Source organism: Vibrio sp. Vb1337 (assembly GCF_033338715.1).
Taxonomy (GTDB): domain Bacteria; phylum Pseudomonadota; class Gammaproteobacteria; order Enterobacterales; family Vibrionaceae; genus Vibrio; species Vibrio alginolyticus.
In genome coordinates, this window is the sequence record NZ_JAWOTD010000195.1 from 1 (window position 1) to 1,158 (window position 1,158).

1 protein-coding gene is annotated in these 1,158 nt (G+C 47.3%); it reads left to right on the forward strand.

The features are described from left to right. Window positions 1–20: 20 nt before the first annotated feature. Window positions 21–1,158 (forward strand): isochorismate synthase (locus R7E42_RS24975; protein ID WP_318073232.1); only part of this gene is annotated, 1,138 nt, incomplete at its 3' end.

Here is a 1,158-nt window from a genome sequence, read left to right on the forward strand (position 1 = left end):
TCACATACTTCGAGGTTGATTTGTCAGAGTTCCATCAAGCCGTAAAAAGAATTATCGAGCGAGTTCAGCACACGGAAGGCAATCAAGTACGTCTGGTCGAGCCCCTCAGCGAAAAACCGAATTTCGCATTTATTGATTGGCTTGATGCACAACCACTTTTCCCCAAGTTTTATTGGCAATCCCGTGATACTCGTGAAGAGGTCGTCGCGCTAGGACAGCTGCATTCTTTTGTTGAGCCGGGTCCTGCCTATACCATTCTTGGTGAAGGGCAGCGAGTATGGGGCGGGCGATCGTTTGATGGCCAGCACGAAAAAAATCGCCGTTGCATGCCTTCTTTCTTCTTTTTGCCTCAAATTGAACTGATTCGATTTGACCAGCAGTGGTCACTTGCGGTTAACCTAACTGAAGACAAAGCGCGCACGCTTGCCAGCTTGAGAAAGCTTATTTGCGATGTCGCCGCTTTACCTCCGATCTCGTCACACATTCGCTCGATTGTTCATACTCCTATCAAATCTGAGTGGGATGCGCTGGTACATAAAGTTCTGACTGGGATTGAGAATGATGAGTTTAAAAAAGTTGTGTTGGCTCGCCGTTCTACTGTCCAACTGGATAACACGTTGAGCTCTGCACAACTGCTTAAAGCGAGCTATTTGAACAACCATCACAGCTTTCATTTCTTGCTGAGTTTAGACAGCAAACACAGTTTTATGGGCTCTACGCCAGAGCGTTTGTATTCTCGTGTTGGACATGAACTTCATACCGAAGCTTTAGCGGGCACGATTGGTCGTGGCGACAATGCCACTCATGATATGGAATTGGCGAATTGGTTATCTCAGGATTCAAAAAACTTAAACGAAAACCAGTACGTCGTGGACGATATCGTGGAACGCCTTTCTCCTCATTCCGAAATGGTAGAAGTAGAAACCGAACCGAGATTGGTGCGTTTACGTAAGGTGCAGCACCTCAAGCGCAATATTCATGCAAGCTTAAAAACAGGCACAAATGGCGTACAACTGCTTTCTGCATTGCAGCCGACGGCCGCAGTGGCAGGTTTGCCTCGTAAAGAGTCGATGCAGTTCATCCTTGATAACGAGCCGTTTGCTCGTGGCTGGTATGCTGGCTCTATGGGTTACATCAGCCATGAACGCGCAGAGTTTT